The 24,394-nt window shown below is 75.4% G+C and carries 30 protein-coding genes; 19 read left to right on the top strand and 11 right to left on the bottom strand.

Going from position 1 to position 24,394, the window contains the following annotated elements; genetic code table 11:
* The first annotated feature begins 95 nt into the window (after nt 1-95).
* A complete protein-coding gene (locus CHC04_RS14035) occupies nt 96-938 on the top strand; it encodes a DUF4394 domain-containing protein (RefSeq protein ID WP_089404576.1) in 843 nt (280 codons plus the stop codon).
* A 35-nt stretch (nt 939-973) separates the two neighbouring features.
* Here the strand turns inward: CHC04_RS14035 and CHC04_RS14030 are convergent, their stop codons facing one another.
* From CHC04_RS14030 to CHC04_RS14020, 3 genes are read right to left on the bottom strand one after another with little or no spacing between them, the layout of a single operon-like run.
* Entirely contained in the window at nt 974-1,717 is a 744-nt protein-coding gene (locus CHC04_RS14030; protein WP_089404575.1) for an ABC transporter permease, read from the bottom strand.
* Nucleotides 1,714-2,616: an ATP-binding cassette domain-containing protein gene (locus tag CHC04_RS14025; protein ID WP_089404574.1), complete on the bottom strand. Its 903-nt coding sequence runs from the start codon at nt 2,614-2,616 to the stop codon at nt 1,714-1,716. The genes CHC04_RS14030 and CHC04_RS14025 overlap by 4 nt, the downstream gene beginning before the upstream one ends.
* Before the next feature lie 49 nt (nt 2,617-2,665).
* On the bottom strand, nt 2,666-3,487 hold the full coding sequence (locus CHC04_RS14020) for a formate/nitrite transporter family protein (RefSeq protein WP_089404757.1): 822 nt from the start codon (nt 3,485-3,487) through the stop codon (nt 2,666-2,668).
* A gap of 23 nt (nt 3,488-3,510) precedes the next feature.
* Here CHC04_RS14020 and CHC04_RS14015 point away from each other — a divergent pair, with 23 nt between their 5' ends.
* Nucleotides 3,511-4,257 (top strand): monooxygenase, encoded by a 747-nt coding sequence (locus tag CHC04_RS14015; RefSeq protein ID WP_089404573.1) that lies wholly within the window; start codon nt 3,511-3,513, stop codon nt 4,255-4,257.
* Here the strand turns inward: CHC04_RS14015 and CHC04_RS14010 are convergent.
* The gene (locus CHC04_RS14010; RefSeq protein ID WP_217897364.1) at nt 4,209-4,700 is read right to left on the bottom strand and encodes a cupin domain-containing protein; all 492 of its coding nucleotides are present in this window, start codon (nt 4,698-4,700) and stop codon (nt 4,209-4,211) included. The two genes, CHC04_RS14015 and CHC04_RS14010, sit on opposite strands and share 49 nt — an antisense overlap.
* Before the next feature lie 91 nt (nt 4,701-4,791).
* On the bottom strand, nt 4,792-5,325 hold the full coding sequence (locus CHC04_RS14005; protein WP_089404572.1) for a GNAT family N-acetyltransferase: 534 nt from the start codon (nt 5,323-5,325) through the stop codon (nt 4,792-4,794).
* Between the two features lie 80 nt (nt 5,326-5,405).
* Here CHC04_RS14005 and CHC04_RS23610 point away from each other — a divergent pair, with 80 nt between their 5' ends.
* Entirely contained in the window at nt 5,406-5,612 is a 207-nt protein-coding gene (locus CHC04_RS23610; RefSeq protein ID WP_141233810.1) for a hypothetical protein, read from the top strand.
* Here CHC04_RS23610 and CHC04_RS14000 read toward each other — a convergent pair.
* Complete coding sequence (locus tag CHC04_RS14000) at nt 5,575-6,240, bottom strand: FAD-binding oxidoreductase (protein WP_245817200.1); 666 nt, start codon at nt 6,238-6,240, stop codon at nt 5,575-5,577. The two genes, CHC04_RS23610 and CHC04_RS14000, sit on opposite strands and share 38 nt — an antisense overlap.
* 118 nt (nt 6,241-6,358) lie before the next feature.
* Entirely contained in the window at nt 6,359-6,967 is a 609-nt protein-coding gene (locus CHC04_RS13995) for a sulfite oxidase-like oxidoreductase (RefSeq protein ID WP_089404570.1), read from the bottom strand.
* 164 nt (nt 6,968-7,131) lie between these two features.
* On the opposite strand from CHC04_RS13995, the gene CHC04_RS13990 reads away from it, so the two are divergent.
* The 5 genes from CHC04_RS13990 to CHC04_RS13970 all read left to right on the top strand — a co-directional run bounded on the left by CHC04_RS13990 (nt 7,132) and on the right by CHC04_RS13970 (nt 11,758).
* Nucleotides 7,132-7,827: a succinate dehydrogenase cytochrome b subunit gene (locus tag CHC04_RS13990; RefSeq protein WP_245817198.1), complete on the top strand. Its 696-nt coding sequence runs from the start codon at nt 7,132-7,134 to the stop codon at nt 7,825-7,827.
* 13 nt (nt 7,828-7,840) lie between these two features.
* A complete protein-coding gene (locus tag CHC04_RS13985) occupies nt 7,841-9,787 on the top strand; it encodes a fumarate reductase/succinate dehydrogenase flavoprotein subunit (RefSeq protein ID WP_089404568.1) in 1,947 nt (648 codons plus the stop codon).
* Nucleotides 9,788-10,561, top strand: coding sequence for a succinate dehydrogenase/fumarate reductase iron-sulfur subunit (locus tag CHC04_RS13980; RefSeq protein WP_089404567.1), 774 nt, complete (start codon nt 9,788-9,790; stop codon nt 10,559-10,561). It begins immediately after the preceding gene.
* 131 nt (nt 10,562-10,692) lie between these two features.
* Nucleotides 10,693-11,202 carry a winged helix-turn-helix transcriptional regulator gene (locus tag CHC04_RS13975; protein WP_245817196.1) on the top strand — a complete coding sequence of 170 codons (510 nt, stop codon included), beginning with the start codon at nt 10,693-10,695 and terminating at the stop codon, nt 11,200-11,202.
* Complete coding sequence (locus CHC04_RS13970) at nt 11,192-11,758, top strand: PaaI family thioesterase (RefSeq protein ID WP_089404566.1); 567 nt, start codon at nt 11,192-11,194, stop codon at nt 11,756-11,758. The genes CHC04_RS13975 and CHC04_RS13970 overlap by 11 nt, the downstream gene beginning before the upstream one ends.
* Before the next feature lie 4 nt (nt 11,759-11,762).
* Here CHC04_RS13970 and CHC04_RS13965 read toward each other — a convergent pair whose 3' ends face one another.
* From CHC04_RS13965 to CHC04_RS13955, 3 genes are read right to left on the bottom strand one after another with little or no spacing between them, the layout of a single operon-like run.
* The gene (locus CHC04_RS13965; protein WP_089404565.1) at nt 11,763-12,092 is read right to left on the bottom strand and encodes a DUF6204 family protein; all 330 of its coding nucleotides are present in this window, start codon (nt 12,090-12,092) and stop codon (nt 11,763-11,765) included.
* 11 nt (nt 12,093-12,103) lie between these two features.
* The gene (locus CHC04_RS13960) at nt 12,104-12,904 is read right to left on the bottom strand and encodes a glycoside hydrolase family 16 protein (RefSeq protein WP_089404564.1); all 801 of its coding nucleotides are present in this window, start codon (nt 12,902-12,904) and stop codon (nt 12,104-12,106) included.
* Nucleotides 12,901-13,521: an LURP-one-related family protein gene (locus CHC04_RS13955; RefSeq protein WP_217897363.1), complete on the bottom strand. Its 621-nt coding sequence runs from the start codon at nt 13,519-13,521 to the stop codon at nt 12,901-12,903. Before CHC04_RS13955 ends, CHC04_RS13960 begins: the two co-directional genes overlap by 4 nt.
* Before the next feature lie 205 nt (nt 13,522-13,726).
* Here CHC04_RS13955 and CHC04_RS13950 point away from each other — a divergent pair, with 205 nt between their 5' ends.
* The 9 genes from CHC04_RS13950 (at nt 13,727) to CHC04_RS13910 (ending at nt 23,092) form a co-directional block, all read left to right on the top strand.
* Nucleotides 13,727-14,917, top strand: a complete 1,191-nt coding sequence (locus CHC04_RS13950) for an inositol-3-phosphate synthase (RefSeq protein WP_245817194.1) — start codon at nt 13,727-13,729, stop codon at nt 14,915-14,917.
* Entirely contained in the window at nt 14,914-15,828 is a 915-nt protein-coding gene (locus CHC04_RS13945; RefSeq protein ID WP_245817192.1) for a hypothetical protein, read from the top strand. Before CHC04_RS13950 ends, CHC04_RS13945 begins: the two co-directional genes overlap by 4 nt.
* Complete coding sequence (locus tag CHC04_RS13940) at nt 15,825-16,847, top strand: class I SAM-dependent methyltransferase (RefSeq protein WP_089404563.1); 1,023 nt, start codon at nt 15,825-15,827, stop codon at nt 16,845-16,847. The genes CHC04_RS13945 and CHC04_RS13940 overlap by 4 nt, the downstream gene beginning before the upstream one ends.
* 97 nt (nt 16,848-16,944) lie before the next feature.
* On the top strand, nt 16,945-17,976 hold the full coding sequence (locus tag CHC04_RS13935) for a Gfo/Idh/MocA family protein (protein WP_089404562.1): 1,032 nt from the start codon (nt 16,945-16,947) through the stop codon (nt 17,974-17,976).
* Nucleotides 17,973-18,857, top strand: a complete 885-nt coding sequence (locus CHC04_RS13930) for an MBL fold metallo-hydrolase (RefSeq protein WP_089404561.1) — start codon at nt 17,973-17,975, stop codon at nt 18,855-18,857. The genes CHC04_RS13935 and CHC04_RS13930 overlap by 4 nt, the downstream gene beginning before the upstream one ends.
* Nucleotides 18,854-20,332: a YcaO-like family protein gene (locus CHC04_RS13925; RefSeq protein ID WP_089404560.1), complete on the top strand. Its 1,479-nt coding sequence runs from the start codon at nt 18,854-18,856 to the stop codon at nt 20,330-20,332. Before CHC04_RS13930 ends, CHC04_RS13925 begins: the two co-directional genes overlap by 4 nt.
* Nucleotides 20,329-21,168 (top strand): sugar phosphate isomerase/epimerase family protein, encoded by an 840-nt coding sequence (locus CHC04_RS13920; RefSeq protein ID WP_089404559.1) that lies wholly within the window; start codon nt 20,329-20,331, stop codon nt 21,166-21,168. Before CHC04_RS13925 ends, CHC04_RS13920 begins: the two co-directional genes overlap by 4 nt.
* Entirely contained in the window at nt 21,165-22,373 is a 1,209-nt protein-coding gene (locus CHC04_RS13915; RefSeq protein WP_089404558.1) for a glycosyltransferase family 4 protein, read from the top strand. The genes CHC04_RS13920 and CHC04_RS13915 overlap by 4 nt, the downstream gene beginning before the upstream one ends.
* Nucleotides 22,370-23,092: a PIG-L deacetylase family protein gene (locus CHC04_RS13910; protein WP_089404557.1), complete on the top strand. Its 723-nt coding sequence runs from the start codon at nt 22,370-22,372 to the stop codon at nt 23,090-23,092. Before CHC04_RS13915 ends, CHC04_RS13910 begins: the two co-directional genes overlap by 4 nt.
* Before the next feature lie 104 nt (nt 23,093-23,196).
* Here the strand turns inward: CHC04_RS13910 and CHC04_RS13905 are convergent, their stop codons facing one another.
* On the bottom strand, nt 23,197-23,469 hold the full coding sequence (locus CHC04_RS13905; protein WP_089404556.1) for a DUF1905 domain-containing protein: 273 nt from the start codon (nt 23,467-23,469) through the stop codon (nt 23,197-23,199).
* A 119-nt stretch (nt 23,470-23,588) separates the two neighbouring features.
* Between CHC04_RS13905 and CHC04_RS13900 the strand changes: the two genes are divergently transcribed.
* A complete protein-coding gene (locus CHC04_RS13900) occupies nt 23,589-23,834 on the top strand; it encodes a glutaredoxin family protein (RefSeq protein WP_089404555.1) in 246 nt (81 codons plus the stop codon).
* Between the two features lie 159 nt (nt 23,835-23,993).
* A complete protein-coding gene (locus CHC04_RS13895; RefSeq protein WP_176450006.1) occupies nt 23,994-24,380 on the top strand; it encodes a DUF1761 domain-containing protein in 387 nt (128 codons plus the stop codon).
* Nucleotides 24,381-24,394: the final 14 nt, after the last annotated feature.

Here is a 24,394-nt window from a genome sequence, read left to right as displayed (position 1 = left end):
GTCCGCGTGGGTCGTGAACGCACCGGGCCGGCGCCCGTAGACACCGGTGCACGCACCTCACCGGTGAGGTGGGCACGTCCACGGGGAGACCGACCATGCGCACACGACCGACCACCGCCCTGACCCTGACGGCCGCGGCCCTCGCCGTCGCCCTGGCCCCCGCGACGGCCTCGGCCGGCGACGGGCGCCCCTCCGGCTGGTCCGCCGCCGACCGGCTGACGGCGATCGGGCTGGCCGGTGACCGCACGCTCGTCCGCTTCGACACCGACCGGCCCCGGGACGCGCGCCCGCTCGGCGACGTGCGCGGCCTGGCGCCGGCCGACCAGGAGCTGGTGGGCATCGACCACCGCGCCGCCGACGGCAGCCTCTACGGCGTCGGGCGGGGCGGCGGTGTCTACACGATCGACACCCGCACGCTGCAGGCCACGAAGGCGCTGCAGCTGACCGTGCCGCTGCAGGGCGAGTCCTTCGGCGTGGACGTCAACCCGGCCGCCGACGCGCTGCGGATCGTCAGCGACACCGGCCAGAACCTGCGCCAGCCCCTCGCCACGGCCGGGGCCACCGTCGCCGACACCCCGCTGAACCCGGCCCCGGGCACCGGCGTGACCGGCGCGGCCTACACCAACAACGACCGCGACCCCGCCACCGCGACCACGCTGTTCGACCTGGCCACGGCGGCCGACCAGGTCGTCGTCCAGGCGCCGGCCAACGCCGGCTCCCTGTCGCCGACCGGCGCGGCCGGGGTCGACCTCACCGGGGACACCGGCTTCGACGTCTCCTCCACGGTCCGGCAGGGCTCGACCGTCGCGAACGCCGGCTGGGCCGTCAACGCCGGCCGGCTCCACCGGGTCGACCTGCTCACCGGCCGGTTCACCGACGCCGGCCGCGTCGGCCGCGGCGACGTCACCGACCTGTCCTTCCCGACCGGGCAGCGCTGACGGGCGGGGCCCGGCTCCCGCGCGGGAGCCGGGCCCTAGACGTCGCGCCGCTCGAGCAGCACCGCGCCGGCGACCCACGCCGCGGCGGCCCACGCGCCGGCGACCGCGAGACCCATCGGCCAGCCCGTGGGGACGGCGAGGAACGCGTCCTCCCCCACCCGCAGCGCGGGCATCGCCCGGGAGAGCAGCGAGGCCAGGCGCCCGCCGGCCAGCGCCAGGGCCGGCGGAGCGACGATCACCAGCGCCAGCCCCACCCCGAGCGCCCCGGCGGTCGACCGCAGCACCGCGCCCAGGCCGGCGGCCAGCACGGTGACCAGCACCGCCCCGGCCACCTGCAGGCCGGCCGGTCGGAGCACGCCGGGATCGGTGAGCGACACACCGCCGGGGACGGCGACGAGCGTCCGCGCCGCCAGCACGCAGGCCGCCACGAGCAGCGCCGTGGTCAGCGCCGCCCACCCCGCGACGACGGCGGTCTTCGCCGCCAGGAGCCTCGTGCGGCGCGGCACCGCCACCAGCGAGGCCAGCGCCATCCCGGTGGCGGACTCCGCGGTCACCGCGAGCACCCCGAGGACGACCAGCACCACCTGGCCGAACGCGAAGCCGGTGAGCACCACCCCGACGGCGGCGTCGGCGGTCGGTGCGCTGTGCGTGGTGGCGGCGGCCAGCCAGGCGAAGGCGCCGACCACGAGCAGGTACACCGCGGTGCACCACCACGTCGAGCGCAGCGTGCGCAGCTTGGTCCACTCGCTGCGCAGCACCGCCGCCGGCCCGACCCTCACGCCGCACCGGCGCGGTACTCGACGTCCTCCCCGGTGAGCGCCAGGTAGGCCGCCTCCAGCGAGGCCGTCACCGTGGCCAGCTCGTGCACCGGCACCCCGGCGGCGAAGGCGACGTCGCCGACGGCCGCGGCGGACAGCCCGTCGACCCGCAGCGCGCCGTCGGGCTGCGGCGACACCGCGGCCCCGGCCCGGTGCAGCGCCGCCGCCAGCACCGGCGCCCGCGGGCTGCGCACCCGCACCGACGCGCCGCGGCCCAGCAGGTCGGCCATGGCGACGTCGGCGAGCAGCCGGCCGCGCCCGAGCACCACCAGGTGGTCGGCGGTGTCCTCCATCTCGCTCATCAGGTGGCTGGAGACCAGCACCGTGCGGCCCTCGACGGCGAGGTCGCGCAGCAGCCCGCGCACCCAGCGGATGCCCTCGGGGTCCAGGCCGTTGACCGGCTCGTCGAGCAGCAGCACCTCGGGATCGCCGAGCAGCGCCGCGGCGATGCCCAGCCGCTGCCCCATGCCCAGGGAGAAGCCGCGGACCCGCTCGTGCGCGACGGCACCCAGCCCCACCAGGTCGACGACGTCGTCGACGCGGGACGCCGGCAGCCCGTTGCTCTGCGCCAGCGCCAGCAGGTGGGCGTACGCGGTGCGGCCGGGGTGGCGGGCCCGCGGGTCGACCAGCGCACCGACCCGGCGCATCGGGACGTCGAGCTGCCGGTAGGGCACGCCGAGGACGGTCGCGGTGCCCGCGGTGGGCCGCGTCAGCCCGAGGACGCAGCGCATCGTCGTCGTCTTGCCCGAGCCGTTGGGGCCGAGGAAACCGGTGACCCGCCCCGGGGGGACGGTGAAGGACACGTCCTCGACGGCGACGCGGGTGCGGTAGCGCTTGGTCAGCCCGTCGACCTCGATCACGCCGACAGTCTGGCCACCGAGAGCGCCCGGCCGCGGCAGGACGGGCCGGTCAGCGCTCCGCGGCGACCTCGGCCCGCTCGCGCTGCAGCAGCTCCTTGCTGCGCACCAGGCGCAGCAGCGTGACCACCAGCAGCCCGCCGGCCACGTTGAGCAGCGTCGTGTACCAGAACCAGGCCAGCCACTCCCCGTAGCCGAACGGCGCGGTACCGGTGTGGAGAGCGCCGAAGACCAGCAGCGAGTCGAGGATCGAGTGGAACAGCTGCAGCCCGGCCAGCACGAACGCGCCGGCCACCGCCGCCACGATCTTCGCGCCGTCGGCGCTGGTGCCGTTCTGCATGCGCGTCATCAGCGTGATGACGGTGCCGCCGAGGAAGGCCAGGCAGACCGCGCGCAGGTCCAGCGGCGACTCGACGAAGTGCCGGGCGGACTCGACCATCGTGGGCCCCAGCTGGGGGAAGCCGTGCGCGACCAGCCACATGAACAGCCAGCCGCCGGCGAGGTTGGCCACCAGCGTCCCCGACCACAGCCGCGCGAGCTGCGCCCCGCTCGCGCGGCGGGCGACCACCGCGGTGACCGGCAGCAGGAAGCCCTCGGTGAACAGCTCGCTGCGGGCCAGCAGCAGCGCGACGAACCCGACGGAGAAGGCGAGCCCGGCGAGCAGGTGGCTGCCGGTCTCGGCGTACACGGCCAGCAGCGCCAGCACCCCGACGCCCACCTCGAGCCCGCCGGCCAGGCCGGTGGTGAGCACCTCGCGCCAGGTGCGGTGCAGCCGCTGCGCGCCCTGGCTGACCACCCGGTCGAAGGCCTGCACCACCTCGTCCTCGGCCGGGGCGTCGGTGTCGCCGAGCTGGACGCGGCGCTGGTCGGTCACCGCGCGCACCTACCCTCGGCGGCGTGCCCTCACCCGACCCGGTCGTCACGCTCCACTTCTGGGGCGTCCCCGGCCGCGCGGTGCCGGGGGCGGTGCTGCGGATGGCGACGCTGCGGCCGGCCCTGGCCCGCACCCCCGGCCTGCGCTTCGCCAAGCTGCTGGGCACCGGTGACGGGCGCACGTTCACCGTCCGCGACGCCGACCCGCGCCGGTGGGGGCTGCTGGCGGTGTGGGACGACGCCGCCGCGGCCGGCGCCGTCGACGACGGGCCGGTGGGGGCGAGCTGGCGGCGGGTCGCCGACGAGGAGTGGTCGGTGCGGCTGCGCCCGCTGGCCGCGCGCGGACGGTGGTCGGGACGCGAGCCGTTCGGCAGCCCGCGGCCGCGGCGCTGGGACGGGCCGGTCGCCGCGGTCACCCGCGCCCGGCTGGTGCTGCGCCGGGCTGCGCGGTTCTGGTCGGCGGTGCCGCCGGTGTCGGCCGGCCTGCACCGGGCGCCGGGGCTGCGGATGGCGGTCGGGGTCGGCGAGGCGCCGCTGGGCCTGCAGGGCACCTTCAGCGTCTGGGACTCCGCCGCGGCGCTGAACGCCTTCGCCTACGACCGCCCCGAGCACGCCGCCGTCGTCGCCCGGACGGCGCGGGAGGGCTGGTACGCCGAGGAGCTGTTCGCCCGGCTGGCGGTGCTCTCCTCGCGCGGCACCGTCGACGGCGTCGACCCGCTGGCTCAGCCCTCGGGCAGCGGCAGTGGCGGCCCGACGATCCCGGCGCCGTGACGGCTGCCCACCTCGACCAGCCGGGGCACGTCGGGTGCGCTGGGTTCCGGCAGCCCCGGCCCGGTGGGCGGCCGCCCGATCTCGGCGACGAAGTCCTCGAAGCCCGCCGGTGAGGTGAGCTGCAGCGCGCGCAGGGGGCCGGCCGACACCACGAAGACGTGCGGCACGCCGCAGGGCAGGAAGACGAAGTCCCCCGGGCCGGCCGTCATCCGCCGCTCCCCGCACTCGGCGACGAGCTCCCCCTCGAGGACGTAGAAGGCCTCGTCCTCGGCCGTGTGCACGTGCCGCGGCGGCCCGAACCCGCGGGGCGCCGACCACTCGAGCAGGGCCCACGCCCCGCGGGTCTGGACGGCGCCCGCCTCGACCGTCATCCGGGTGTCGAGGAACCAGGAGGCCTCGCCGTCCTCGCGCCCGAGGACGCAGCCCCGCGACCCGTCGTCCACCCCGCACCTCCGCGTCCGGTCCCGTCGCGTCCGTGGAGGCCGAGCGTGGCCCCCGGGACGGCGGCTGTCGAGGCCCCGGGCGTGCGGCCGCTCAGGAGGCGGGCTCCCCCAGCCGCGCCACGAGGTGGATCTCCTCCCGGTCGTCGCCGGGGGCCAGCCGGATCGCGCCGGGCATGCGGCCGAACTCGCGGTAGCCGAAGCGCGCGTAGAACCGCTCGAGACCGGAGCCGCCGCGCACGGTCAGGTGCAGCATCTCCAGGCCGCTCGCGCGGGCGACCTCGTGCACGCCGGACACCAGCACCCGGCCCAGGCCCCGGCCCTGCAGCCGCGGGTGCACCTGCACCCGCAGCACGGTGGCCCAGTGGCGACGCAGCGGGCTCATCGACAGCGACAGCACGGCGAAGCCGCCCAGCTCGCCGTCGACCCGCAGCACCACCAGCCGCTCGCGGCCCAGCGCGACCCGTCCGACGACGGCGTCGAGCACCGGTGCGACGTCGTCGGGGGTGACCGGCGGGACGAAGCCGACCGCGCCGCCGGCGTTGGTGACGTCGGTCCAGCAGGCCAGCAGCTCCTCGCGCAGCCGCGCATCGACGGCGTCGACGGCGGTCACGACGGCGGAGGGCACCCTCCGATCATCGCCCCCGCCGCCGCGGCGACGGGGGCCGCCCCTGGACCGTCCACCCGCACGGGTGGAGGCTCGGCGCCATGAGCGACGCACCCGGTCCTGTCCCGACCCCGCGCCCGGTGGACGACGAGCTGCGCGTCCCCTTCTGGATCGTGCTCGCCGGCGTGGGCGCGGGCGCGTTCTGGGCCCTGGCCGGGGTGGCGCTGGGCTCCTGGCTGCGCGGCCGCGGCCGGCCGCCCCAGCCGCCGGTCAGGCGGGGCCGCTGGGGCCGAACCGCTCGACCCTGACGTCGGCGGCCGGCACGCCGAGCCCCACCAGCAGCTGGCTCGCCGCCTCGGCGAACGGGGTGGACCCGCAGACGTAGGCGGTCTGACCCGGTTCCCACAGCGGCACCAGGTCGGCGGCGGTCAGCCGGCCGGGCGGGCGGATGCCGGACCGCTCCCGGGTGGTGACCACCAGCGCGCCGGCCGCGCGCAGCTCGTCGACGTAGGGCAGCTCGGCGGCCGTGCGGGTGGAGACGGCGAGCCGCAGCAGGTCGGCCCGGCCGAGCTCGGCGGCGGTGCGCAGCATGGACACGAAGGGCACCACGCCGGTGCCGCCACCGACCAGCAGCGCCGGCCGGTCGCCGGTCCAGACGAACCAGCCGCCGATGGGGCCGCGCACCTCGAGCTGGTCGCCCGGCTCGACGACGTCGGCCAGGTAGGTCGACACCTCGCCGTCGTCGAGCCGCTCGACGAGCAGCTCCACGAGCGGGTCCCCCGGCGCGGAGGCCACCGAGTAGGACCGCTGGGCGCGGTAGCCGTCCTCGGCGGTGAGCCGGACGACGTAGTGCTGCCCGGCGAGGTGGTCGACCCGGTCGGGGACCTCCAGCCGCAGCCGGACGGTGCGCGGGGTCGGGCGGTCGACCCCGCGCACCGTCGCCGTCCGCCACCCCCCGGCCGGCGCCGCCCGGCGGCCAGGTGAGGGATCCGTCGGCCCCGCTGCAGGGGCCCGCCGCGAGCCTGCGAGCGGCGGGGGGCAGCGGGGTCCTTCCTCAGTCACCCTGGTAGCGCTGCTCGCGCCAGGGGTCGCCCCGGTCGTGGTAGCCGTTCTGCTCCCAGAAGCCGGGCTGGTCGCGCTGCAGCAGGGTCAGCCGGGTGACCCACTTGGCGCTCTTCCAGAAGTACAGGTGCGGCACCAGCAGCCGGACCGGGCCGCCGTGCTCGACCGGCAGCGGCGCGCCGTCGAACTCCCACACCAGCCAGGCCCTGCCGCCGGTGACGTCCTCGAGCGGCAGGTTGGTGGTGTAGCCGGTCTTGGCCGTCGCCACGACGAAGTGCGCGTCGGCGGCCGGCCGGGCGGCCTCGAGCAGCGTGTCGACGCTGACGCCGGTGAAGCGGGTGTCGAACTTCGACCACGTCGTCACGCAGTGGATGTCGCCGCGGTACTCCGCGGGCGGCAGCCGGTGCACCTCGTCCCACGTCCAGGTCGTGGGGCTCTCGACGCGGCCGTCGACGGTGATGCTCCAGGTCTCCGGCGTGATGCGCGGCGTGGGCTCGGCGGTGAGCACCGGCCAGTCGCGGCCGACGTCGTACTGGCCGGGCGGCAGGCGGGGATCCCGCTCGCGTCGGCGGCCGAGGAAGCCCCGGGTCGGTCCTGCCACACGTCCTCCTCCGGTCGGGTGCTGCTGCCGGCACGCTGTCACGCCCGGCGGACGGCCCTCAACGTCCTGACCTGGGCTGAGGGTTCCCTTACATGAGCCGTGTCACTGTGTGTTCACGTGGCCGTCAAGGGGTTAGGGAGCCTAACTTTGGTGCCGTGGTGACGGTGACGCAGTCGGGTCAGCGCAGGACCCCGCGGGCAGCGAAGACCAGCTCGGTCGCGAAGAAGGCCGTGATGGCCGTCAGCGGCATCATCCTGGTCCTCTACCTGATCGCGCACATGGTCGGGAACCTCAAGCTCTTCGCCGGCGCCGAGACCTTCAACGGGTACTCCGAGTGGATCCGCCGGATCGGCGAGCCGGCCGTCCCGGGGCAGACCGTCCTGTGGATCATCCGCGTCGTCCTGCTGGTGGCCGTGGTCGCCCACATCTGGGCCGCCATCTCCCTGTGGCGCCAGGCCAAGCGGGCCCGCCCGACCCAGTACGTCGCCCGCAAGGCGGTGGCGCAGAGCTACGCCTCGCGCACCATGCGCTGGGGCGGGGTCATCCTGGGGCTGTTCATCGTCTACCACATCCTCGACCTCACGCTGGGGGTCGCGAACCCGGAGGGGCCGGGCTCCACGCCCTACGACCGCGCGATCGCCGGGTTCTCCAACCCGCTCGTCACGCTGGTCTACGTCGTCGCGCTGCTGGCCCTGGGCTTCCACCTCCGGCACGGCATCTGGAGCGCGACCCAGACCCTGGGGCAGAGCAACCGGACGCGCGAGCGGACCGTCAACGCGTTCGCCACCGTCTTCGCCGTGGTGCTCACCGCGGGCTTCCTCATCCCGCCGCTCAGCGTCCTCGTCGGCATCATCGAGTAGGAGCACCTCGACCATGGCTCTGGAACTGTTCACCCTCGGCGACCCGATCGCCGACACCAAGGCCCCGCGCGACGTGCCGATCAGCGAGCGCTGGAGCGAGCGCCGCTTCCGGGCCAAGCTGGTCAACCCGGCCAACCGCCGCAAGCTGACGGTGATCGTCGTCGGCACCGGCCTGGCCGGCGGCTCGGCCGCCGCCACGCTCGGCGAGGCCGGCTACAAGGTCAAGTCCTTCTGGTACCAGGACAGCCCGCGCCGGGCGCACAGCGTCGCCGCGCAGGGCGGCATCAACGCCGCCAAGAACTACCGCAACGACGGCGACTCGGTGCACCGGCTGTTCTACGACACCGTCAAGGGCGGCGACTTCCGCGCCCGCGAGGACAACGTGCACCGGCTGGCCGAGGTCAGCGTCAGCATCATCGACCAGTGCGTCGCCCAGGGCGTGCCCTTCGCCCGCGAGTACGGCGGCCTGCTCGACAACCGCTCCTTCGGCGGCACCCAGGTGTCGCGGACGTTCTACGCCCGCGGCCAGACGGGCCAGCAGCTGCTCTACGGCGCCTACCAGGCCCTCGAGCGGCAGATCGCGGCCGGCACCGTCGAGCAGCACGCCCGCACCGAGATGCTCGACCTGATCGTCGTCGACGGCCGGGCCCGCGGGATCGTCGCCCGCGACCTCGTCACCGGCGAGATCAGCACGCACTTCGCCGACGCCGTCGTGCTCGCCACCGGCGGCTACAGCAACGTCTTCTATCTGTCCACGAACGCCAAGGGCTCCAACGCCACGGCGATCTGGCGGGCGCACAAGCGCGGCGCGCTGTTCGCCAACCCCTGCTACACGCAGATCCACCCGACCTGCATCCCGGTGCACGGCGAGTACCAGTCGAAGCTCACGCTGATGAGCGAGTCGCTGCGCAACGACGGCCGGGTGTGGGTGCCCAAGGAGCGCGGCGACACCCGCGACCCGCGGGACATCCCCGAGAGCGAGCGCGACTACTACCTCGAGCGGATCTACCCGTCGTTCGGCAACCTGGTCCCCCGCGACATCGCCTCGCGGCAGGCCAAGAACGTCTGCGACGAGGGCCGCGGCGTCGGCCCCAACGGCCTGGGCGTGTACCTCGACTTCGCCGAGGCCATGCAGCGGCTGGGCCGGCCGGCCATCGAGGCCAAGTACGGCAACCTCTTCGACATGTACGCCCAGATCACGGGCGAGGACCCCTACGAGGTCCCGATGCGGATCTACCCGGCGGTCCACTACACGATGGGCGGGCTGTGGGTCGACTACGACCTGCAGTCGACGATCCCCGGCCTGTTCGTGATCGGTGAGGCGAACTTCTCCGACCACGGCGCCAACCGGCTGGGCGCCAGCGCGCTCATGCAGGGCCTGGCCGACGGCTACTTCGTGCTGCCCAACACCATCAGCGACTACCTGGCCTCCGGCCCGTTCGGCGCGGTCGACCCGAACCACCCGGCCGCCGTCGAGGCGCTCGAGGGCGTCCGGGTGCAGACCGATCGGCTGCTGTCGATCAACGGCAACCGGACCACCGCGTCGTTCCACCGCGAGCTCGGCCGGCTGATGTTCGACCTGTGCGGCATGGAGCGCTCGGAGGAGAGCCTGCGCAAGGCCCTCGACCGGATCCCCGAGATCCGGCAGGAGTTCTGGACGAACGTCAAGGTGCCCGGTGAGGCCGGGCGGTTCAACCAGAGCCTCGAGCACGCCGGCCGCGTCGCCGACTTCATCGAGCTCGCCGAGCTCATGTGCGTCGACGCCCTGCACCGCAACGAGAGCTGCGGTGGGCACTTCCGGGCGGAGAGCCAGACCCCCGACGGGGAGGCCCTGCGCGACGACGACAACTACACCTACGTCGCGGCCTGGGAGTGGACGCCCGAGGGCGTCCCGCCCGTCCTGCACAAGGAAGCCCTCGAGTTCGAGTACGTCCACCTCGCCCAGCGGAGCTACAAGTAGATGAACCTCAAGCTGCGTGTCTGGCGCCAGCGGAGCGCGGCAGAGAAGGGGAAGATGGTGACCTACGAGGTCACCGACGTCTCCCCGGACATGTCGTTCCTGGAGATGCTCGACGTCCTCAACGAGCAGCTCATCCTCAACGGTGAGGACCCGGTCTCCTTCGACCACGACTGCCGCGAGGGCATCTGCGGCTCGTGCGGCGTCATGATCAACGGCCGCGCCCACGGCAACGGCCTGTTCGACAACCACCCGCAGACGACCACGTGCCAGCTGCACATGCGGTCGTTCAAGGACGGCGACACGATCGACATCGAGCCGTGGCGGGCGACGGCGTTCCCCGTCATCAAGGACCTCGCCGTCGACCGGTCGGCGCTGGACCGGATCATCCAGTCGGGCGGCTACATCAGCGCCCCGACCGGCACCGCGCCCGAGGCGCACTCGATCCTGGTGGCCAAGAAGGACTCCGACGCCGCGTTCGACGCCGCCACCTGCATCGGCTGCGGCGCCTGCGTGGCGGCCTGCCCGAACGCCTCCTCGATGCTGTTCACGGCCTCGAAGGTCACGCACCTGGGCCTGATGCCGCAGGGCCAGCCCGAGCGCAACGACCGCGTGGTCAACATGGTCCACCAGCAGGACCTCGAGGGCTTCGGCGGCTGCACCAACATCGGCGAGTGCTCGGCGAGCTGCCCCAAGGGCATCTCGATGGAGAACATCTCCCGGCTCAACCACGACCTGCTCGGCGCCCTGCGCGCCGGTGCACGTCCCAAGAGCTGAGGGCGGCACCTCGACCGCCGACGGGCGGGAATCCCTGCGGGGGTCCCCGCCCGTCGCCGTCTCCGGCGGTTGCCCGAGCATCGGAAGGGCAGCGGTGGCGCCGCGTCGGTTCGACGGGCAAACTGACTCGGGTGAGCACCGCCCCGTACGACCTCGCCGGCCTGCCCGGCCGTCCCTGCACGATCGCCGCCGCCCTGGAGCTGGTCGGCGAGCGCTGGTCCCTGCTGGTCGTGCGGGAGGTGTCGCTGGGCAACCACCGCTTCAGCGACATCGCCCGCGGCACCGGCGCCCCCCGCGACCGGCTGACCGCGCGCCTCAACGCGCTGGTGGCCGCCGGCGTGCTCGAGCGGCGGCAGTACAGCCAGGCGCCGCCCCGCTCGGGCTACCACCTCACCGAGTCCGGCCGCGACCTGCTGCCGGTGCTGCAGGCGCTGCTGCAGTGGGGCGACCGCTGGGCCGCCGAGGAGCCGCCGGTGCACCTCCAGCACGCCCCGGAGGGGCACGAGGAGCACCGGGTCGACGCCGAGTGGGTGTGCCGCACCTGCGGCGAGCCGGTGAACCGGTCCCGGGTGGAGCGGGTGCTCACCCCCGCCGGCCGGGCGCTGGCCGGGGTGCCGGAGGACCAGCGGCATGAGCACTGAGACCGACCCGGTGGCCGACCCGCTCACCGAGGCGCCCGCCGACCCCGTTCCCGCCTCCTGGGGCGAGCCGCGGTCCCGGACCGTCACCTGGTACGACCCGCTGGTCACCGCCGCCGGCGGCCGGGAGCGGTCGGGCCTGGAGACGCTGGAGGCCCTGCGCGACGGCGTGCTGCCGCCCCCGCCGATCTCCGAGCTGGTGCAGATGGACGTCGTCGCCGTCGAGCACGGGCGGGTCGAGTTCCGCTGCGTGGTCGACGAGTCGGTCTACAACCCGATCGGCGTCGTCCACGGCGGGCTGGTCTGCACACTGCTGGACTCCGTCGCGGGCTGCGCGGTGCACACCACCCTGCCCCGCGGCGTCGGGTACACCTCGATCGAGATCAAGGTGACCTACCAGCGAGCGGTGACGCGGGACAGCGGCCCGCTCACCGCGGTCGGGACGGTGGTCAAGCCGGGGCGCCGGGTGGCCTTCGCCGAGGGGCAGGTCCTCGACGCCGCCGGCCGGGTCGTGGCGACGGCGTCGAGCTCGCTGCTGGTCTTCCCGCTGCCGGACTGAGCCCTCAGCGCCGGCGGATCCGCACGTCGTCGGTGCACGTCGCCGTCGAGCGCAGCCGGCGCGCGCCCAGACCGGCGTCCTCGAGCCACTGCAGCGCCGACAGCTCCCCCGCCGTGCGGGCGTCGGCCTCCTCGTCCGGGCCGGCGTCGACGTGCACCACGACCCGGTGGCTGAACGCCGACAGCGACCCGTCGTAGGCGGTGCTGCCCCGCTCGGTGAACGCCGAGGCGAACAGGTCGTGCTCGGCGGCGTGCTCGCGCAGCCAGGCGCGCCGGTCGTCGTCGAGACCGTCGAAGGTGCCGCGCACGATGACGCGGTAGGTGCGGCTGGACACGGCCGGCGAGGTTAGCCGGGACCGCCCGGCCGGTCACCCGGGTTCCCGCGGATCCAGTCGACGACGAGCTCCGGCACGACGTAGGGCTCCCCCGGCACCGCCTTCTCCGGGAAGTCGAAGACGGCGAGCATCGCCTGCACCGGGTAGTCGGGGGTTCCCGCGACCTCGCGCACCGGCCGGCCGTCCACGGAGAACACCGCGCCGTCGGGCCGCCAGTCGACGGCGTAGACGTGCCAGTCGGCGACGTCGATCCCGGGCCGCGGCGCGGCGAAGTCCTCGACCAGCCGCGGGTCGCGGAACGGGTGCACACCCGTGCCCACCGCGGCGCCGGCCACCGGGTCGACCGCGTCGCCGAACACCTCCATGACGCAGAGCTCCCCGGAGCGCTCCGGGGAGTCCTCGAGCCCGACCAGCCACCAGGCCACCATCGACCGGGGCGTCACCGTGGCGCGGGCGCGCATCTCCAGCACGCCGTGGTGCGGCGTCCAGCCCCAGTGGGCGGGCTGCTCCTCCCGGACGACGGCGCCGGGCCGCACCGGCTGCTGCCCGACGGTGCTGCCCACCGGCCCGGAGAAGACGCCGGACTGGACGCCCGAGACGCGCAGCGGCGGGTGGTCGCCGGGGCACCACAGCGGCGCGTCGTCGGGCAGGTACAGCCGCAGGCAGGAGTCGCGGACCTCGTAGCGGGCCGCCGTCGCCGCCCGGGAGCTCCACTGCGGCAGGTAGTGGGGCACCCAGACGTCGCGGTCGAGGTCGTCCCCCTCGAACTCGTCGGTGAAGGCGTCGGTGGAGGCGTCGTGAGAGCCGGTCACCGGCTCTGCAGGGCGTCCAGGGCGACGGCCATCGAGGCGGCGACCCGGAAGTCCAGCCGCGGGTCGGGGACGTGCACGTCGTAGCGGTCGCGGATGGACTTGCGCCGCTCGACGACCAGGACCGGGGCGCCGGTCGCGGTGTCGACGAAGTCGAAGTGGAAGACGAAGGGCACCCAGACGTCGCCGAGGAAGGGGATGAAGTCCCACACCCGCCGGAGGATCGCGAGGAACGGCCGGCGCTCCCGGCCGACGGCCTCCAGGCCGGGGACCGACAGGGTCCAGGTCGAGCGCAGCAGGCTCGCACCGAAGCGCTTGCCGAAGGTGCCGAGGACGCGGCCACCCTCGTCGAACACGTCGTGCTGGGCGTGCACGTCGAGCCGCTGGCGGGCGCGGAAGGAGAAGACCGGACGGGTGCGCGCCTCGTCGGCGGTGAAGACCACCTCCTCCTTCAGCTTCATCCGCTTCTGCTGGGCCATGGCCAGCAGCCCGCCCTCGCTGCCGTCGGGCTGCACGGCGCGCACCTCGTAGCGGTTGACCATCACGGTGATGCGCTGGTGGACGGTGAAGCGCGGCACCACCATCGGCGCGGGCGGCTGCTGGGCGTGGGGAACGGTCACGGGGCACCTCCGAGTGGGTGGCTGGACCCCCATCCTGGCCACCCCGTCCAGGACGCGCGGTACACGACCGGGTTGGGCAACAGAATCTCGTTCTCATCCAGCGGGTGCACAACCGCTGTGCCAGGGTCGGGTCCAGGTGGAGCTCGTCCACCGGGAGAGCGCGGAGGTCGTGGTGTCACAAGGGTCCCGTCGCGTCGGCGTCGCTGTGGTCGGACTCGGAGGTGCGGTCGCGACGACCGCCGTCGCGGGGCTGGAGCTGCTCCGGATCGGGGCCGCGGCCCCGGACGGGCTGCCGCTGGCGGGCCTGGAGGTGGCCGGCGGCCCGGTCGAGGAGACGACCGGCCTGGTCGGCTACGACGCACTGGTGGTCCGCGGCTGGGACCTCGACGGATCCGACCTGCGCAAGGCCGCCGAGCAGCACGGCGTCCTGGACTCCCGGCAGCTGGAGGAGGCCGGCCCGGCGCTGTCGGCGCTGACGCCCTGGCCGGCCGCCGGCGACGCCGACTTCTGCCGCAACGTCACCGGCGGCAACGTCGTGCTGGCCGAGACCCGCCGCGCCCAGGTCGACGCCGTCCGTGCCGACCTGCGCCGCTTCCGCGACGAGGAGTCCCTCGACGGCCTGGTGCTGGTCAACCTCGCCTCCACCGAGCGCTGGCCCGACCCGGCCGCCCCGGCGCTGCAGTCGGCCGGGGCGTTCGAGGCCGGTCTCGACGCCGACGACCGCGCCATCACCCCGGCGATGGTCTACGCCTACGCGGCCATCGCCGAGGGCGTCGGCTACGTCAACTTCACGCCGTCGCTGGCCGCCGACGTCCCGGCCCTGGTGGCGCTGGCCGAGGCGCGCGGCGTCCCGGTCGCCGGCAAGGACGGCAAGACCGGCCAGACGATGATGAAGACGGTGCTCGCGCCGGCCTTCCGCGCCCGGTCGCTGACCGTGGAGGGCTGGTACTCGACCAACATCCTCGGCAACCGCGACGGCCTGGCCCTCGACGACCCCGACTCGCTCAACAGCAAGCTGCAGACCAAGGGCAGCGTCCTGGACTCGATCCTGGGCTACCCGGTCGAGGACCACGTCGTCCGCATCGACTACTACCGGCCGCGCGGTGACCAGAAGGAGGCATGGGACGCCATCGACCTGGTCGGCTTCCTCGGGCAGCGGATGCAGGTCAAGGTCGACTTCCAGTGCCGCGACTCGATCCTCGCCGCCCCGCTGGCCATCGAGCTGGCCCGGCTGACCGACCTGGCGCAGCAGCGCGGCGAGGGCGGCGTGCAGCGGCAGCTCGGCTGGTTCTTCAAGGCGCCGATGACCGCCGACGGCAGCGTCCCGGAGCACGCGTTCCACCGCCAGGAGACCGCGCTGCTCGACTGGCTGGCCGCCGGCGCCGGCACCCGGTGACCGCGCTCGACACCCCGGGCACGCTGACCGCACTGGCCGGCCTCCGGCCCCTGCTGGCCGAGATCGGCGACGCCAAGCGCGTCCGGGTCGCCGGCACGCCCGGTTCGCTCGCCGAGCAGGCCTTCGTCCGCGCGTGGGCGCGCCTGGTCTCCGGCGAGGACGTGGAGACCGTCGCCTTCTCCGAGACGGCGGCCGCGGTCGCGCGGGCCCGGCTCGCCGGCATCGACGCGCACGTCCTGGCCGCCGCCGGGCTGGACGACGACGAGGCGCGCACGGTGCTGCGGCGCGGCTTCGACGAGGTCTCCGCCCCGCTCGACAGCGTGCTGCGCGAGCGGCTGCGCGCGGCGCTGGGCCCGCTCGGCTCCCCCGGGCCGCCCCCGCCGCTGGCCGGCGCGCTCAACGCCCAGCCGCGAGCCGGCGCGACCGCCCCGGGCAGGCCGCGCATCGTCGTCGAGCCCCCCGAGAGCCACGGCGACCACTGCCTCACCGTCGCCGTCTACGGGACGCTCGTCGCCCCGGTGGTCGGCGCCGACCCGGTCACCCCCTTCCTGCTGGGCCTGGCCCACCACCTGCACAACGTGGTCCTGCCCGACGCCGGGTTCGCCGGGGAGGTGCTGCTCGGCGACGCGCTGGAGCGGGTCGTGGCGACCCTGGAGCAGCGGGAGCTCGCCGCGCTGCCGCCCGCGCTGGCCGGGCGGGTGCGGGAGGTGCTGGCGCTGCGGGCGGGCGCCGACGTGCCCGAGGCGCGGGCCTTCCACGCCGCCGACGTCCTCGACCGGGTGCTGCAGGTGCACCACCACGCGCGGGCGGCGGCGTTCACCGCGGCGCAGGCGCTCGACGACCTGGAGCTGGTGCACGCCGGCCCGGTGCAGGCCTACCACCTCGACGTCCTGGCGGCGGCGGGGCTGTGACGCTGTCGGTCGGTGCCCCCGTCGTCGACGGGATCCCCTACCTCCGGGCAGGACGCGACGACCTGCGCGCGGAGGTCGCGGGGCTGCTGGCCGCCGGGGAGACCGACCGGGCGCGGGTGCTGCTGCTCGCCGACGCCGACGACTGGTGGACCGAGCCGCCACCGCCGCCGGACCAGCTGGCCCGGGTCCCCGCCGCCCGCACGCTGCGGGAGGCGATGGACCTGCTCGGCATGGGCCGGGTCGCCGACTACTTCGCCCACCGCTGGTCGGACCCCACCCACCTGGCCGGCCTGGCCCTGCTGCAGGCGCACTGGCCGGGGCGGAGGCCGGTGGTCGACGTCGCCTGCGGGGTGGGCGCGCACCTGCGCGAGCTGTCGCGCCGCGGGGTGACCGACCTGCTCGGCGTCGACGTCGTCTGGGCCAAGCTGTGGCTGGCCCGGCGGTTCGTCTGCCCGGCGGCGCGCTACGTGTGCGCCGACCTCACCGCCGCCCCGCCGCTCGACGTCGGCTCCCCGGCCTACGTCGCCTGCCACGACGCGTTCTACTTCCTGCTCGACAAGCCCGCGGCCGCCGCGGCGATGCGGGCGCTGGCCGGGGACGGCGGCACCGTCGTCGTCGGGCACGCGCACGTGGCCGACCCGCACGGGCAGCCGCTGACGCCCGAGGGCTACGCCGAGGTGCTCGGCACCGACCTGCTCTACGACGACGACGAGCTCACCCGCTCGCTGCTCGAGGGGCGCCCGCCGCGGCCGGCGGCGGCCGCGGACCTGCACGCCAGCGAGGCGGTGGCGCTGGTGGCCGGCGACCCGCTCGGTCCCGCGCCGGCGGACCTCGGCGCGCCGCTGCCGCCGCTGGTCCCCAACCCGCTCTACCGCGACGGCGTGCTCACCTGGCCGAACGAGCGCTACGCCGCCGAGTACGGGCCGCGGTCGTCCTACCTGCCGCCGCGCTGGCCCGACCCGCTGCCGGCCGACGCCGCCCGCCGCCGGCTGCTCGTCGACCTCCCGGAGGCCTGGTGAGCACGGTGAGCCCTCGTCGAGATCACGTGATCTCGACCGTCCACGGGGCCCGCCCGCGTCGAGATCGCGTGATCTCGACGGAGAGGGGGACGGCACGGTGAGCACCGTCGGGTGGGGCATCGCCGGGTGCGGCTGGGTGGCCCGCGACCACGCGCTGCCCGGCCTGCTCGCCGTCGACGGCGCCCGGGTGGTGGCCCTGCACGACCTCGACCCCGCCGCGCTGGACCGGATGCCGGTCGAGGGTGCCCGGCGCACGACCGACCTCGCGGGGTTCCTCGCCACCCCGGGCCTGGACGCGGTCTACGTGGCCGTCCCGAACGCCGGGCACCGGCCGCTGGTCGAGGCGGCCGCCGCGGCCGGCACGGCGGTGCTGTGCGAGAAGCCCCTGGCCGCCGACGTCGACGACGCGCAGGCGCTGGTCGACGCCTGCGCGCGGGCCGGCGTGCTGCTCGGCGCCGCCTACGACCAGCGCTGGCACCCCGCCCACGTACGGCTGCGCGAGCTGGTGCCCGAGCTGGGCACGGTGACCGCCGTCCGGATCGTCTACTGCTGCTGGCTACCCGGGGACTGGACGCCCGACGGCCGGCCGCACGACAACTGGCGGGTCGACCGGGCGCGCGCCGGCGGCGGGGCGGCGATCGACCTCGCCCCGCACGGCCTGGACCTGGTCGGCACGCTGCTCGGCGAGGACGTCACCACGCTGTCGGCGCTGCTGCAGACCCGGGTGCACGACTACGGCGTCGACGACGGCGCGCTGCTCACCGGCGCCACCCCCAGCGGGGTGCTGGTGGGCCTGCACGTCGCGTTCAACACCCCCGACGCGCTCCCCCGCCGCCGGCTGGAGGTCGTCGGCACCCGCGGCATGGCCGTCGCTCTCGACACGATGGGCCAGACGGCGGGAGGCTCGCTGACGCTGTACCGCCCCGACCCGGTGGACGTGCCCTTCGCCGACACACCGCCGTTCGAGGCGCAGTTCGCCGCCTTCACCGACGCGGTCGCCGGCCGCGGGCGGGCGGGGACGGCATGGCCGTACGACCCCGCCCGCGACCTCGCCCTGCACCGCCTGCTCCTCACCGCTCTGTCCGAATCCGCTCCGTCCGAATCCGCTCCGTCCGGAGGGACCCCGTGACCTCGGTCGACACCAACCCCTACCGCGGGCTGCTCCCCGACCTGCCCGCCTACGCCTGCACCAACTGCGGGCACTGGCAGCGCTGGCCGGCGCCCGGACCATCGGTCTGCCCGGTCTGCGCCGACGTGCGCAACGCGCTGCCCGAGCACGGCTTCGAGTTCGTCACCGACAAGCAGGCCGACGAGCTGGTCACCGGGTTCTGGCGGCCCGCTCCGGTCGACGGCGTCACCGAGTTCGGCACCGAGCCGCGGTTCGGCCTCGACAGCCGCGGCTGGGTCGTCGAGACCGACATCGGCCTGGTCGGCTTCGAGTGCGCCCCCTGGTACACCGCCGACATGCTCGCCGAGCTGCGCCGCATGGCCGCCGAGAAGGGCGGCTTCCCGGTGCTGGCGTCGTCGCACGTGCACGGCTACGGCGCGCTGTGGCAGCTGCAGCAGGAGCTCGAGCCGCGGGTCGTGTGCGTCAACGTGCACGACCTCGTCTGGACCAAGGCCTTCCGGGTCACCTGGCCGGCCGACGACGTCCTGACCCTCGCCCCCGACCTCACGCTGCACCACACCGGCGGCCACTTCCCCGGGCACTCGGTGCTGCACGACTCCCGCCGCGGGATCCTGTTCTGCGGCGACTCGCTGAAGGTCGACCTGTCTCCCGACGGCGACCCGGTGGCGCTGAGCGCGCACAAGGCGTTCCACGCACAGATCCCGCTCTCCCACGGCGAGTTGCGGGAGATGCTGGCCGTGCTCGCCGAGCTCGACTTCGAGGTGGTGGCGACGCCGTTCGAGATGGTCCCCGGCGTCACCACCGACAACGTCGTCCACCTGGTGCAGCGGCTGCTGTCCGGGCCGCCGGACGCCGCGCCCGTGCCGCTGGCCGAGCTGTGACGACGACGGAGGTCACGCCGTCGCAGCGGTACCGCGACTCCTTCCCCACCCCGGTCGAGGACTTCGCGATCGAGGGCATCGACGTCCTCGACGTGCCGCTGCACTCGGCCGTGCTGCCGCCGTCGGAGCGGCACCCCGGCGGCAGCGGGCTGGGCTACGGCGCCACCCGCGAGGAGGCCCGCACCGGCGGGATGGGCGAGATGGCCGAGATGGCGCTGTCGCTGCGGGCGCACCGGGGCGTGCAGCGGGAGCAGGGCTCCCACGCGGAGATGACCCGCCGCCACGGCCGCGACCGCGTCGCCGACCCGCGCACGCTGTGCCTGGAGGCGGGCAGTGACTACTCCGACGACCGGCCGCTGCACTGGCTGCCGATGACCAGGCTGCGCGACGGCGAGCGGGTGCTGGTGCCCGCCGAGCTGGTCGCGTCGGCGCCCGACGACCTGCCCGGCGCCCCGCCGCCCGGCGGCTGGCTGACCACGGTCATCACCAACGGGCAGGGCGCCGCGTTCGACGCCGACCGGGCGGTCACCCACGCGCTGCTGGAGGTGCTGCAGCGCGACGGCAACTCGACGGCGTTCCGCGCGATGGACCGCGGCGTCGTCGTCGACCTGGCCGGGCTCACCGACCCCGACGCGCTGGCGCTGCTCGACCGGCTCGACGCCGCGGGCATCGACGTGGTGGTGAAGCTGGCGGCCACGGAGTTCGGCGTCGTCGACCTGTACGCCGTCGGCTGCTCGCGGGACGGGTCGGAGCCGGTGCCGGTCATGGCGACGGCGTGCGGCGAGGCGGCCCACCCCGACCGCGACACCGCCGTCCGCAAGGCGCTGCACGAGTTCGCCTCGGCCCGCGGCCGCAAGGCGTTCATGCACGGGCCCTTCGACGTCGTGCTGCCCGCCACGCCGCCGGGCTACCTGGAGCACTGGCGCACCGGGCACCCGCCGGAGCGGCTGGTCGAGGAGGACCGCGCGCTGCAGGCGATGCTGGCGTGGACCCGGATGGGCACCGGCGCGCTGGTCGACCTGCTGCAGGACACCGTGCTCGCCCGCCGGTCCACCGTGGCGCTGGCCGACCTGCCCACGTGGCGTCCGGGAGCCGGGCCCGGGGACGACCTGCACGCCCACGTCACCGGCGCGGTGCAGGCCGCCGGGCACGACGTGCTGGTCGAGCTGCAGCCCTCCGAGGGCGACGCGGTCGCGGCGAAGGTGCTGGTGACCGGGCTGGAGGTGGAGACGATGTCCTACGGCCGGATCGGCGAGCGCGGCGTGCGCCGGCTGCTCGAGCAGGGCGACCCGCTGGTGGCCGTGGGCGCCGACCCCGGCGGCTGGGCACGGGTGCACCTGACCGCCGACGCCGAGGAGCGCCTGGGCGGGCCGGCCTGGTTCGACCGGGCCGGCGCCGACCGGCGGGTGGGCGCGCTGTACGCCCTGTACCGCGAGCCGGGCCGGCACGTCGTCGCGGAGGTCCTCGGGACGTGACCGCACTCCGGTACGCCTACAACACCAACGGGCTGACCTCCCACCGGCTGTCCGACGCGCTGCCCTTCCTCGCCGACTGCGGCTACGCCGGGGTGGCGCTCACCCTCGACGTCGTCCACCTCGACCCGTTCGCCGACGACGCGTTCGCGCAGGCCGAGCGGGTGCGGGCGCGGTGCGACGAGCTGGGCCTGGGCGTGGTGGTGGAGACCGGCGCGCGGTTCCTGCTCGACCCCCGGGTCAAGCACGAGCCGACGCTGGTCACCGCCTCCGCGGAGGGCCGGGCGCGGCGGCTGGCCTACCTGCGGCTGGCCTGCGACCTGGCGGAGGTGCTCGGCGCCGAGGCGGTCAGCTTCTGGGCCGGCGTGCCGCGGCCCGGCGTGGACCGCGCGGCCGCGTGGGGCTGGCTGGTCGACGGCGTCCGCGCGCTGGTCGACAGCCACGGCGGGCGCTCCTCCGCCCTCGCCGTCGAGCCGGAGCCCGGGATGCTGGTCGAGGACTGCGACGGCTGGGCGCGGCTGGCCGCCGAGGCACCGGGGATCGCGCTGGCGCTGGACACCGGGCACTGCGTCGTCGCCGGGGCGTACGCGCCGGAGGAGGCGGTGACCCGGTTCGCGCCGCACCTGGGCACGGTCGCCGTCGAGGGGATGCGCCGCGGCGTGCACGACCACCTGCCGCTCGACGAGGGCGACGTCGACCTGCCCGCGGTGCTGCGGGCGCTGCGCGAGGCGTCGTTCGGCCGGCTGGTGACGCTGGAGCTGTCCCGCGACGGGCACCGGGCGCACGAGATGGTGCCGCGGTCGATCGAGGCCCTGCGCCGGGCGGAGGCCGCCGCGTGAGGATCTGCTTCGTCAGCCGCCGCTACTGGCCCGCGGTCAGCGGGATGAGCGTCTACGCGGAGAACCTGCTGCGCGAGCTGGTCGCGCTCGGCCACGAGGTGGTGCTGGTCAGCCAGTACCGCGACGACGAGGCCGGCACCCGTGTCTACGGCGGCGGCCCGCCCCCGCCCGACCGCGTGCCCACCGGGGTGGAGGTGCACGCGCTGCCCAGCCGCGGCGAGACCGTCGTCCCCGCCGACTGGGAGGGCGACGTCGACGAGATCGTGCGCACCGTCGTCGACCTGCACGCGCAGCGCCCGTTCGACGTGCTGCACGCCCAGTACGGCTACCCGCCGGGCCTGGCCGTGCTCGCCGCCGCGCGGGAGACCGGGCTGCCGGCGGTGGTGAGCATCCAGGGCGGCGACGGGCACTGGGTGGGCACCTGCTGCACCACCCACGCGCACGCGATGCGCGCCGTCGTCGACGCCTCGAACGCCGTGCTCATCGGCAGCGCCAGCTTCCGCGACGAGGTGGTCGGCAACCTCGGCTCGGACCCGCAGCGGTTCACGATCGTCCCGGGCGCCACCGACACCCGCCGCTTCACGCCCGCGGAGCGGCCGCTCGGCGCGCTGCAGGACCCGCCGGTGCTGCTGTTCCACGGCCGCGTCGACCGCCGCAAGGGCGTGCTCGACCTGCTCGAGGCGCTGCCCGGCGACGTGCGGCTGGTGGTCTCCGGCATCGGCCCCGATCTCGACGAGGCCCGGGCCCGCGCCGACGGGCGGACGACGTTCCTCGGCTACGTCCCGCCCGAGCAGGCGCCGCCGGTGTACCGCCGCGCCGACGTGTTCGTCAGCCCCACCTACAGCGAGGGGTTCTCCAACACCCTGCTCGAGGCGATGGCCAGCGGGCTGCCCACGGTGAGCACCGACTCGGTCGGCGTCGTCGACTGCCTGCGCGACGGGGAGAACGGCCTGCTGCACACCCCGGGCGACGTCGCCGGCCTGCGCGCGGTGCTCGACCGCCTGCTGGCCGACGCCGCGCTGCGGGAGCGGCTGGCGACGACGGCGCTGCACGAGGTGCGCCGGCTCTACTCCTGGCCGGTGCTGGCCGCCTCGATCGACGACGTCTACCGCTCGGTGGTGGGGACGGCGCCGTCCGCGGACTGGACGATGCCGCCGGAGGTGGACCTCTCCTGCCGCTTCCGCTCCGCGGCGCACCTGCTGTGAACGTCACCGCCGTCAGCCCGCACCTCGACGACGCGGCCTTCTCCGTCGGCGGGACCCTGACCGCGCTGGCCGACGCCGGGCACGCGGTCACCGTGGTCACCTGCTTCACGCGCAGCGTGCCCGACCCGGAGGGGTTCGCGCTGGCCTGCCAGCTGGACAAGGGGCTGCCGGCCGACGTCGACTACATGGCCCTGCGGCGGGAGGAGGACGCCGCCGCGATGGCCGTGCTCGGCGCGACGCCGCTGCACCTGGACCTGCGCGAGGCGCCGCACCGCGGGTACGGGAGCGCCGCGGAGCTGTTCGCCGGCGTGCGCGAGCACGACGACGTCTGGGAGGACGTGCGGGCGGCGCTGACCGGGCTGCCCGGCGACCTCTGGCTGGCCCCGCAGGCGCTGGGCGGGCACGTCGACCACCTGCAGGTGCTGCGCGCGGTCGCCGGCACCGGCCGGCCGGTGCTGTGGTGGCGGGACTCCCCCTACGTGCTGCGCGACCCCGGCGCGCGGCCGGGCCCGGACCTCCCCGCCGGGCTGGTCCCGCTCGAGCTGCCGCAGGACCTCGACCGGCGCGCCGACGCCTGCGCCTGCTACGCGACCCAGCTCGGCTTCCAGTTCGGCGGCGCCGACGCGATGCGGGCGGCGCTGACCGACCTGGACGAGGTGCTGCTCGCCGACGCCGGCGCGCGGGAGCTCGCCCTCGGGATGGTGTCCCCCGCCCGCTAGTGCTCTGCCCCGCCGGTGTGGGCAGGGCTCGAAGGCCGGAAGCGCACAGGTGCTCCGCGCTCGCTCGTGCTCTGCACACAGGTGTGTGCAGAGCACGAGCGCGCTCAGGACAACCGCTGCTGTAGGTGGACGGTGACCTCCTGTCCGGCAGCGTCCTTGCCGATCGCGGCGCACACGGCCTTGCGCAGGGGCAGCCAGTGCGGCCCCTGCCCCGACGGCATGCAGGTGGCCGAGAAGGAGTGCCCGTCCACCGTGCCGGTGACCTTCACCGCCTTGCGGGTGCCGAACAGCTCGGCCGAGCCGGGCACGGTGACGAAGGTCGGGAACGCGCCGTCCTTCTCCAGGGGCGCGGTGAACGTCGTGTCGAGGGAGTCCATGCTGCCTCCGACCGCGGGGACGGCCGGGACTCATCGGTGACGACACGCCTTGTCCGGCGGGGAGGGCGGCTGCCACCGTTCACCCAGCGGGGGCCGACGTCGCCACAGCGGGAGGGGCCATGACCGACGAGCCCGTCGTCGTCTACCACAAGCCGGGGTGCCCGTACTCGACGAAGCTGCGGGCGAAGATGCGCCTGACCCGGCTGCCGCACCGCTCCGTCCGCTTCGCCGACGACCCGGAGGCGGCCGCGGAGGTCCGGTCCCGGCACCCGCAGGGGTGGGAGGTCTCCCCCACCGTCGTCGTCCGCGGGCGGTACCTGACCAACCCCTCGCTGCGCGAGGTCCGCGAGGCGATGCGCTCCTGAGGGACGGTGCGGGGCTCGGCGGGCCGGCGCCGATGACTCCGCCGGCCCCGGCCGGTCTCCCGAGCCAGGCCGACCCGAGGAGGCAGACGTGGACGAGCTCCGCGCCACCCCGCAGCAGGACACCGTGCCCGGCGCGCGGCCCGACGGCCGGGACGCGTGGTGAGCGCCGCCCGCGTCGCCGCCGCGGCCGGCGCGTCGTTCGCCGCGAGCTCCGCCTGGTACGCCGCCTTCGGCGAGCGGCTGGCCCGCCTCGACGAGGCCTACGCGGGCCCGGGTCCCTCGCCGGCGGTCGTCGCACCAGTGGAGCTGGTCCGCAGCGGCGTCGTCGCCACCGCCGTGTCGGTGCTCGCCGGCCGGCTGCCGGTGCGCGGCCCGCGGCAGGCGCTGGCGCTCGGCGCCGGGCTCTGGGCCGCCTTCCCGGTGGTGCTGCTGACCGGGTCGGTGGTGCACGAGAAGGTGCCCTGGCAGCAGGCGGCGATCCACGCCGGCGACTGGCTGGTCAAGCTGCTGCTGGTCTCGTCGATCGTCGGGCGCCGGTCCCGTTGAGCGTGTGCGCCGGC

Source organism: Geodermatophilus saharensis (assembly GCF_900188205.1).
Classification (GTDB): Bacteria; Actinomycetota; Actinomycetes; order Mycobacteriales; family Geodermatophilaceae; genus Geodermatophilus; species Geodermatophilus saharensis.
The sequence above is the reverse complement of the archived record's forward strand: the minus strand, read 5'-3'. Positions and strand labels throughout refer to the sequence as shown.